Source organism: Niallia sp. FSL R7-0271 (genome assembly GCF_038005785.1).
Taxonomy (GTDB): Bacteria; Bacillota; Bacilli; order Bacillales; family Cytobacillaceae; genus Niallia.
This window is the reverse complement of record NZ_JBBOTZ010000001.1, coordinates 1-10,000: the sequence shown is the minus strand read 5'-3', so window position 1 is coordinate 10,000 and position 10,000 is coordinate 1. Positions and strand designations below refer to the sequence as shown.

At 38.1% G+C, this 10,000-nt stretch carries 8 protein-coding genes (1 of these 8 cut by a window edge); all 8 read right to left on the bottom strand.

All coding sequences use genetic code 11. The features are described 5' to 3' along the window. Nucleotides 1–715, bottom strand: the 5' portion of a protein-coding gene (locus MKX82_RS00040; RefSeq protein WP_341074440.1) for an HD-GYP domain-containing protein. 365 nt of this gene lie to the left of the window's left edge; the window shows 715 of its 1,080 coding nt (coding positions 1–715); its start codon is at nt 713–715; its stop codon lies off the left edge, out of view. A 179-nt stretch (nt 716–894) separates the two neighbouring features. Then, entirely contained in the window at nt 895–3,405 is a 2,511-nt protein-coding gene (gyrA, locus tag MKX82_RS00035; protein ID WP_233319103.1) for a DNA gyrase subunit A, read from the bottom strand. A 73-nt stretch (nt 3,406–3,478) separates the two neighbouring features. Next, entirely contained in the window at nt 3,479–5,404 is a 1,926-nt protein-coding gene (gene gyrB / locus MKX82_RS00030; protein WP_396953844.1) for a DNA topoisomerase (ATP-hydrolyzing) subunit B, read from the bottom strand. Nucleotides 5,405–5,480: 76 nt separating this feature from the next. Continuing rightward, entirely contained in the window at nt 5,481–5,729 is a 249-nt protein-coding gene (gene remB / locus MKX82_RS00025; protein WP_233319102.1) for an extracellular matrix regulator RemB, read from the bottom strand. A 15-nt stretch (nt 5,730–5,744) separates the two neighbouring features. Next, nucleotides 5,745–6,863 (bottom strand): DNA replication/repair protein RecF, encoded by a 1,119-nt coding sequence (gene recF, locus MKX82_RS00020; protein ID WP_233319101.1) that lies wholly within the window; start codon nt 6,861–6,863, stop codon nt 5,745–5,747. A 17-nt stretch (nt 6,864–6,880) separates the two neighbouring features. Beyond that, nucleotides 6,881–7,093 carry a S4 domain-containing protein YaaA gene (gene yaaA / locus MKX82_RS00015; protein WP_233319099.1) on the bottom strand — a complete coding sequence of 71 codons (213 nt, stop codon included), beginning with the start codon at nt 7,091–7,093 and terminating at the stop codon, nt 6,881–6,883. A 245-nt stretch (nt 7,094–7,338) separates the two neighbouring features. After that, a complete protein-coding gene (gene dnaN, locus MKX82_RS00010) occupies nt 7,339–8,472 on the bottom strand; it encodes a DNA polymerase III subunit beta (RefSeq protein ID WP_233319097.1) in 1,134 nt (377 codons plus the stop codon). Nucleotides 8,473–8,659: 187 nt separating this feature from the next. Continuing rightward, nucleotides 8,660–10,000 (bottom strand): chromosomal replication initiator protein DnaA (gene dnaA, locus MKX82_RS00005; RefSeq protein ID WP_445738820.1); only part of this gene is annotated, 1,341 nt, incomplete at its 5' end.

Below are 10,000 nucleotides of genomic sequence, written 5' to 3'. Positions count from 1 at the left end.
ATGGATAACCGCTCCCATCAAGTCTTTCATGATGCTGAAGTATAGCAAGTCTTGTTTCTTTTTTTAAGAGAGCATGCTCTGGCAGCATTTGCAAACTATAGCTTGTATGTCTTTTCACTTCCTCAAATTCTTCTTCCGTCAAAGGTTCTTCCTTTGTAATTAAGTTAGATGGTATTTTTGACATCCCTGCATCACTTAAACAGCCGGCCATAGCGATTTGGACGATTTCCCCTTTACTGTAGTCCATTTTTTTTGCTATAAGAGCACTAATAACACCTACTGCAACAGAATGCTGATAGATATATTCTTTTTTATTAGATAAATGATATAAAGAAAATACTTCCTTGCTATACTGCTCTAAATCCTCCAATAGCGGCAGCATTATTGTGCGAACTGCAGGAATATTCAGCGGTACACCATACTGCCAAGAACGAAACTCCTTTTTGTACTGGTTAACAGCAAGAAGAAATTTATCAAAGAAACTCTCTTCTTTCTTTTTCAATCCTGCACTATCTTCCTCTTTAAGCTCATCGAGAAAGTTTCCATCAATCTGAGTATTTTCAATCTCTATCGTCTCAATTTGAAATGCTTTAAGAAGATTTATATGCTCGTCTGTCAATACAGTTTTAGAAGTTATTATCGGTCTATTCGTCATGCTGAAAACATCTTCTGCTAAGATGCACCCGGCCATTAAACGATTAACACTTACATTCATGTATTACTCCACCCTCATAAGGACTTTTATACTATATTCTACTTTATTTTTTATTGAAATGATAACCTTATTTTTAAAAAAAATACTGGAAAATTCTTATTTTTGGGATTATAAGGGTCATATTACCTATACCATTTAAATGTCCAGAGCGAAAAAAAGAAGCTGCTTTTGGCAGCTTCTTACTCCTCTGTTTCAGCAGCATCAGATACTGTGCTATCTTCCGCTGTTTCTTCAGGCATTTCTGTTTCAGCTTCTTCTTCTTTTTCCACTTTAGCGACTGTTGCTACAAATTCGCTTTCACTTTCATTAAGCTTAATCAGCTTAACACCTTGAGTGCTTCTACCCATAGATGATATATCGCCGACAGCCATACGGATTAAGACACCGCCCGTAGTAATTAGCATCAGGTCTTCCTCACCATTTACTGCCTTCATGGAAACTAACGGTCCATTTTTGTCAGTAATATTGCAAGTCTTAATACCTTTACCGCCTCTTCCTTGGATTCTATATTCCTCTGCAGATGTTCTCTTTCCGTAACCATTTTTCGTCACGATAAGAATTTCTGAACCTTCCTCTAACACTTCCATACCAACAACTTCATCATTAGAGGATAGGGTAATCCCTTTAACACCAGTAGCTGTTCTACCCATAGAGCGAACATCTGTCTCTGGGAAACGGATTAGAAGCCCATTTTTAGTTCCAATGATAATTTCCTTGTTACCGTCAGTGAGACGTACAGAAATCAATTCATCTCCATCTCTTAGGTTAACGGCAATTAGCCCGTTATTCCTGATATTTGCAAATGATGATAGCGGAGAACGTTTTGATATTCCTTCCTTAGTCGTGAAGAATAGGAACCAATCATCGACAAATTCTGAGACTGGTATGATAGCATTCACCCATTCATCCTTCTCTACTCCAAGGAGGTTGATAATCGGAATCCCCTTGGCTGTGCGGCTGAATTCAGGGATTTCATAGCCTTTAAGGCGATATACCTTCCCTTTATTCGTAAAGAATAGAATCGTATCATGAGTGGAAGTTGTGCTAAGCTGTTCCACAAAGTCATCTTCATTTGTTCCCATACCTTGAATACCGCGGCCACCGCGTTTTTGAGCGCGATAAGTAGACGCAGGCAATCTCTTAATATAACCGTTATGAGTTAGTGTGATGATGATATTTTCTTCTGGAATTAAATCTTCATCCTCGATATTTTCAATTCCGCCCGCTACAATTTCTGTACGGCGTTTGTCATTGAAACGCTCTTTTACTTCAAGGAGCTCCTCACGGATAATATCAAGCAGCTTTTCTTCATCAGCTAAAATAGATTTTAACTCGGCAATCAATGCTACTAATTCCTTGTATTCTTCCTCTATCTTTTCTCTTTCAAGTCCAGTTAATCTTTGCAGACGCATGTCCAAGATTGCCTGAGCTTGCTTTTCTGACAGATTGAAATTGCTCATTAATCCTTCTCTAGCAATATCTGTTGTTCTAGAACCGCGAATTAAGGCAATTACTTCATCTAAATGATCAAGTGCAATGCGCAAGCCCTCTAATATATGAGCGCGCGCTTCTGCTTTTCTCAACTCAAATTCAGTACGGCGGCGAATGATAACCTTTTGATGATCCAAATAATAAACAAGGCATTGCTTTAAGTTAAGCACTTTAGGCTGTCCGTCCACTAGCGCAAGCAAGTTAATACCAAAGCTTGTCTGCATGGCTGTGTGCTTATATAAGTTGTTCAGCAGCACATTAGCATTTGCATCCTTGCGAACTTCAATAACAACCCTCATTCCATTACGGTCTGATTCATCTCTTAAGTCTGTAATACCATCAATCTTCTTATCCCTAACCAACTCAGCAATTCGCTCTACTAGACGAGCTTTATTAACCTGATAAGGGATTTCTTTGACGATTATTACTTCTTTACCATTCGGCTTTACTTCGATTTCCACTTTTGCTCTAACAATGATAGAGCCTCTGCCTGTCTCGTAAGCCTTTCTGATGCCAGATCTCCCGACAATCATTCCACTTGTAGGGAAGTCAGGACCAGGTATTATTTCCATCAATTCGGGAATTGTAATATCAGAGTTTCTGCTGACAGCCAAAACACCGTCAATAACCTCTCCTAACTGATGCGGCGGTATGTTTGTAGCCATACCAACTGCAATCCCGCTTGTTCCGTTTACCAAAAGGTTTGGGAAACGGGATGGTAAAACAACAGGTTCCTTTTCTTCTCCATCGAAGTTTTCTGTGTAGTCGATAGTATCCTTGTTGATATCCCTTAACAGCTCCATCGCTATTTTGGACATTCTTGCTTCCGTATAACGCATCGCTGCAGCAGAATCGCCATCAACTGAACCGAAGTTACCGTGACCATCTACCAGCATATAACGGTAGTTGAAATCCTGCGCCATACGAACCATTGTTTCATATACAGCACTATCACCGTGGGGATGGTACTTACCAATTACTTCCCCAACAATACGAGCAGATTTCTTAAACGGTTTGTCAGAATGCATTCCTAAATCGTGCATAGCATATAATATCCGGCGGTGAACAGGTTTAAGTCCATCTCGAACATCTGGAAGTGCACGGGAAACAATGACACTCATCGCATAATCCAAGAAGGATGTACGCATTTCCTTGCTTATATTTATTTCTTTAATTTGAGAATTCGGCATATCAGCCATATAGGAACCTCCTTAAGCAAAGCGCAAGGTGCTAAATCTCCTTTAGCACCATAGTCATTCTTTTGCATTTATCTTAAACATCCAGGTTTTTCACATATACTGCATTTTCTTCGATAAAGTTTCTGCGTGGTTCTACTTTATCACCCATTAGCATTTCAAATGTCTCATCCGCTTCGATTGCGTCATCTAGGCTTACCTGCAGCAACACTCTTGTGGAAGGATCCATTGTCGTATCCCACAGCTGTTCTGCATTCATTTCACCTAAACCTTTATAGCGTTGGATATTCGGTTTTGGTGATGCTGGCAATTTTTCAAGTACCTCAGCCAATTGGCGGTCATTATATGCATACTCAAGCTTTTTCCCTTGCTTGACACTGTAAAGCGGTGGTTGAGCAATATAAATATATCCAGCTTCTACAATTTTCCGCATATAGCGGTAGAAGAAAGTGAGCAGCAGTGTTCGAATATGTGCACCGTCAACGTCCGCATCTGTCATAATAACAACCTTATGATATCTAGCCTTTGAAATATCATAGTCGTCTCCAATTCCAGTACCAATAGCGGTAATCATAGAACGAACCTCATTATTGGATAAGATACGATCCAATCTAGCCTTTTCAACATTCAGGATTTTTCCTCTTAACGGCAGGATTGCCTGGAAATGCCGGTCTCTTCCTGATTTTGCTGAACCGCCTGCAGAATCACCCTCAACTATGAATAATTCGCTTATTGCAGGGTCTTTTGACGAGCAATCTGCTAATTTACCAGGTAAGCTGGAAACTTCAAGGGCGCTTTTTCTACGCGTTAACTCCCTTGCTTTTTTAGCAGCAATTCTAGCTCTCAATGCCATTTGACCTTTATCAACAATTTTCCTAGCTACTGAAGGATTTTCAAGCAAGAATTTCTCAAAATGATCAGCAAAGATTGTGTCAGTGATTGCCCGAACTTCTGAGTTGCCTAGTTTTGTCTTTGTTTGTCCTTCGAATTGCGGGTCAGGGTGCTTAATTGAAACGATAGCCACAATCCCTTCCCTGACATCTTCTCCTGAAAGGTTTGCTTCTGAATCCTTAAGCACTCCGTTTTTCCTTGCATAGTCATTAATTGCTCGAGTCAATGCAGTTTTAAAACCGGATTCATGTGTTCCGCCTTCGTGTGTATTGATATTATTAGCAAACGAGAAAATGTTGCCTGTGTAGCCATCGTTATATTGGAGTGAAACCTCGACAGTAATGCCGTCTTTTTCTCCTTCAATATAGATTGGCTCTTCAAACAGCACCTCTTTATTGCGGTTTAAATGCTCAACGTAGGACTTTATTCCACCTTCATAGTGATATTCCTTACGCTTCTCCATACCTTCTCTTGTATCTTCAATGGTAATTTTAATATTGCGATTCAAGAAGGCTAACTCTCTAATTCTGTTTGCCAATGTTTCATAATCATAGACGAGAGTTTCTTTGAAAATCTCACTATCCGGTTGGAATCTTGTTGTTGTACCTGTTACATCTGATTCACCGATAATCTTAAGATCTTCCTGAGGAACACCTTTTTTATATTGTTGGTAGTATATGTTCCCATCCCGGTGAACAAAAACTTCCAACTCGGATGAAAGGGCGTTAACAACAGATGCACCTACACCATGAAGACCTCCGGATACTTTGTATCCTCCGCCACCAAATTTACCACCGGCGTGAAGTACTGTCATGATTACTTCAACTGCAGGTCTTCCCATCTTTTCATGAATCCCGACAGGAATACCACGTCCATTATCCTTAACTGTAATGCTGTTATCTTTTTCAATAATGACGTTGATTTCATCGCAGTAACCTGCCAGTGCTTCATCAATACTATTATCTACAATTTCCCATACAAGATGGTGCAAGCCTTTACCGCTTGTTGAACCAATATACATCCCTGGTCTTTTGCGGACCGCTTCTAACCCTTCAAGTACCTGTATCTGACTTTCATCATATGATTGTTGTTCCATTGGATCATGTTCCATTGACAAATTGATCACCTTACTTTCTATTGACATCCAAAAATTTACTCTTTGCTTATCCTATTAGACCTTAAAATTGCTAATACTCCTGAGCTGTCAGTCTGTATGATCGCCTTTTTAGTGTATTGGAAGCAATTGGAGAATAATAAATGGCATCTTTTGTTATAACAATAGATTTATAAGCTTTACTGTCGCCACTTATTGTTGTCTCTTTTTGCGTATTTAAAAATTCAGTTGTAATCTCAGAGGAACCAATTGTTTGTTTGTCTAAAATTGTAATGATATCTACAGTTCTTATAAGTACATTTTCACCAATATGAACGTACACTTTTTCACCTCAAAGCTATTGAATCTTTTTCATCGTTCCTGCTTCCACCTGGAATGTAGATGCTTCTTTTAATGTTTGATGATCAATTCCATCCACATTCGTAGTCGTCACGAATGTTTGTACCTTTCCTTGGATGGTATTCAAAAGATGAGATTGTCGATAATCATCTAATTCAGAGAGCACATCATCTAATAAAAGGATAGGATACTCACGGATCTCCGCATGTATGAGTTCGATTTCTGCCATTTTAATCGAAAGTGCTGTAGTTCTTTGCTGACCTTGTGAACCAAAAGTTTGAACATCTCTTCCATTTACGAAAAACAATAAATCATCTCGATGGGGACCGAACAAGGTCATACCTCGGTCAATCTCTCTTTTTTTCACACTGGCAAACTTTTCTTCGTATACTCTTCTCATTTTCGACAAATCTAGATCTTCTGATACATCTGCCGAGGGTTTATACTGAATTTGTAATGTCTCCAGTCCTCTTGAAATTCCTTTATGAATTGGGATTGCCCAATTTTCCAGAAGTTCCAGGAATTCAAAACGCTTTGATACTATCTTCACTGCCATATCAATAAACTGCTCTGTCAGTATTTCAAGCATTGTATGATCTGACTGTTTATTCATCTGCAGTTGTTTTAAGTAAGTGTTTCGCTGCTGCATAATCTTTTGGTACTGGCTCATATCGTGCAAATAAACAGGGGAAATCTGCCCGATTTCCATGTCAATAAATCTTCTTCTAATTTGAGGACTACCCTTAACAAGATTTAGGTCTTCCGGAGCAAACATCACAACATTCATATTGCCGATGTATTGGCTTAGCTTCCGTTGCTCAATATGATTGTACTTAGCTTTTTTTCCTTTTTTAGACACAACTAACTGCATGGGTAGCGGCCCATGTGCTTTTTTTAATCTACCTTCTATTTTAGCATAATCTGAGTCCCAGCGAATAAGATCTTTATCATTTGAAGTTCTGTGGGATTTTGCCATTGCTAAAACATAGATGGATTCCATGACATTTGTTTTGCCTTGCGCGTTTTCTCCCAGAATGACATTTACCTTATTCTCAAATTCCACTTCCAGGTGCTCGTAATTACGGTAATTCCTCAATTGCAGCTGCTCAATAAACATAAGGGATCATCCTTTTTTTACAGAACTGTAAATGTACCAATAGAGGGAATTTCAATCTTATCGCCTGACCTTAATTTTCTGCCTCTGCGCTGATCTTGTTCTCCATTGACAAATACTTCATGTTCACTTAAAAACCATTTTGCCATTCCTCCAGATTGGATAATATCTGCAACCTTCAAGAATTGGCCTAATGTTATATATTCCGTCTCAATTTTAATTTGATTGTTCATGTTTTCACTCTTTCAAGTTTAATCGTATCTCTTTATTTTACTAAATTATTTAACGATACACAAAGAAAACTGAAATATTTCTATAAATTAGTAGTATTCAGCACATTTTCAAGAGATTTTGACGAACATTTAGGCATTAAATTCGTCTATAAAAAACATTCATAATTCCTGCTTTGCCTAAATATATTATTCATGAAGGAAAATAGGATGCCCCTATGGGACACCCTATAAGCTTTAGGCAGCTGTTAATATGTTCGCACTGGAAGAATTAGCTGAAGGATAGAATCATCATTTAACGGATTGATTACAAACGGTCGCATAGCACCAGTGAAGTTAATTTTCACTTCCGTTCCTTCTAAAGCCTTTAAAGCATCCATCATATATTTGGCACTAAAAGATATTTTCAGTTCTTCACCTTGAATAGACTCGCTGATTAGCTCCTCTACAACTTTACCAATTTCAGGCGTAAAAGATGAAATTTCAATTACATCCTCTCCAATGGTGGAGAATTTAACGACATTATTCCGTCCTTCTCTTGCAAGCAAGGATGCACGATCAATAGATTGCAGGAATTCTTTTGCATTCACAACTATTTCCGTTTTGCTTTCTGTCGGAATTAGACGATTTGTGTCAGGATAATTCCCTTCAAGCAGGCGAGAGAAGAATAAGATATGCTTCGCCTTAAATAGAATTTGGTTTTCTGTCACAACAATCTCAACCGGTTCGTTATGGTCATCTAAAATACGGTTTAACTCATTTAAGCTTTTCCCAGGAATCACAATATTAAATGACTGTTCCGTATTTGAATCAATTTTTGCTTTTCTTAATGCAAGTCGATGGCTATCTGTTGCAATACAGATTAAGTCATCATTTTCAATCTTCCAGTTTACACCTGTCAACACCGGGCGTGTTTCTGAGGTGGACACTGCAAACACTGTTTGTTTGATAATGTTTTTTAGCAGGTCAGTTGGAATTTTAAAGATATTTTCTTCTGATATTTGAGGCAAATGTGGATATTCCTCAGAATCAAGACCGTTTAAGTTAAATTCCGATTTCCCTGAACGAATTACCGTTTGTAAGTTATCTACTTCAAGTTCTACTTGGCTAGTAGGAAGCTTTTTAACGATTTCACTAAAAAATTTAGCTTGCAGCACGATTGATCCAGGACGTTGAATTTCCACAATGACAGAATCATTTTCTTCTTTAGGAATAAAGGATTCAATAGAGATATCTGAATCACTTCCTGTTAATGTAACACCTTCTTCTGTTGCTACGATTTTTATCCCTGTCAGAATTGGAATTGTTGTTCTGCTAGTTATGGCTTTCATTACATCTTGTACCCCTTGGACAAGATTATCTTTTTGGATGATAAATTTCATTAATTGATCCTCCGTTATCATTAGTTTTTTTATTGCGTATTTATAATAATATTTCTTTTAAAGATCGTAGTAATAGTAGTAGGCCCTGTTAATTTGTGAATAACTCGCTTTTTCAAAGGAAACACAGTCTATCCACATGTGGATAGACTGTGTCTAAGTTGGTTAAAGTTATGCACAGTATTCAGCTTTATACTTTTAAGAGCTCGTTGATTTCTTTTAGCTGTTTTTGCAAAAGCGAATCAGATACAAGGAGCTTTGAGATTTTTTCATGTGCATGGATAACTGTAGTATGATCTCTTCCGCCGAATTCTTCGCCGATCTTCGGAAGGGAAAAGTCTGTAAGTTCACGTGACAAGTACATGGCAATCTGTCTAGGAAAAGCGATGGATTTCGTTCTTTTTTTAGCCTTAAAATCCTCTAATTTCACACTGAAATGTTCCCCGACTACTTTTTGAATATCATGTATTGTTATGACGCGCGGCTTAGAGCTAGGGACAATATCTTTTAATGCTTCTGCCGCAAGATCTGCATTAATGTCTTTGTTGATTAAGGAGGAATATGCAACAACTCTTATAAGTGCACCTTCTAGTTCACGGATGTTGGAATCAATTTGATTCGCGATATAAAGCATGACTTCATTTGGAATGTCCAACCCATCAGCTTTTGCTTTCTTTCTAAGAATGGCAATCCTTGTTTCTAAGTCAGGCGGAGTTATATCCGTTATTAGTCCCCATTCAAACCGTGAACGAAGCCTGTCTTCCAAAGTTGGAATCTCCTTTGGCGGCCTGTCACTGGAGATAATGATTTGTTTGCTTTCCTCATGCAAAGTATTAAATGTATGGAAAAATTCTTCCTGTGTTGATTCTTTTCCAGCAAGAAACTGAATATCATCTATGAGAAGTACATCAACATTCCGGTATTTATCACGGAATTCTGCACCTTTATTGTCTCGAATACTATTAATGAACTCATTTGTAAACTTTTCCGAAGATAAATAAACAACCTTTGCTGAAGGATTATGATCTAAAACATAATGCCCGATTGCATGCATTAAGTGAGTTTTTCCAAGACCTACACCCCCGTAAATAAAAAGCGGGTTATAAGCTTTAGCCGGTGCTTCAGCTACTGCTAAAGAAGCAGCATGTGCAAAGCGGTTCCCAGAACCAATTACAAACGTATCAAAAGTATATTTAGAATTCAGTATTGTTTGTTCGGTTGTTTCTTCTTCTTTTTTCTTTTGTTTAGAGGAGATTTGAAGATCAAATTCTTCCTCCTTTTGGTTTTGAGGAATAATAAATTTTACACCAAGCTCTTCACCAGTTATTTCTTCAAGAATGTCCGAAATAAGCTGGGAATATCGTTCTTCCAACCAGTCTCGAGCAAATTCATTAGGAGCTGTTATGATTAGGCTGTCACCTTGAAGGGCATGTGCCTTCGTTGCTTTAAGCCATGTATCAAAGCTAGGTTTGCTGATTTTTTTTTCAATATTGCTTAACGCTTTATTCCATAGATCCGCAATATTTTCCAA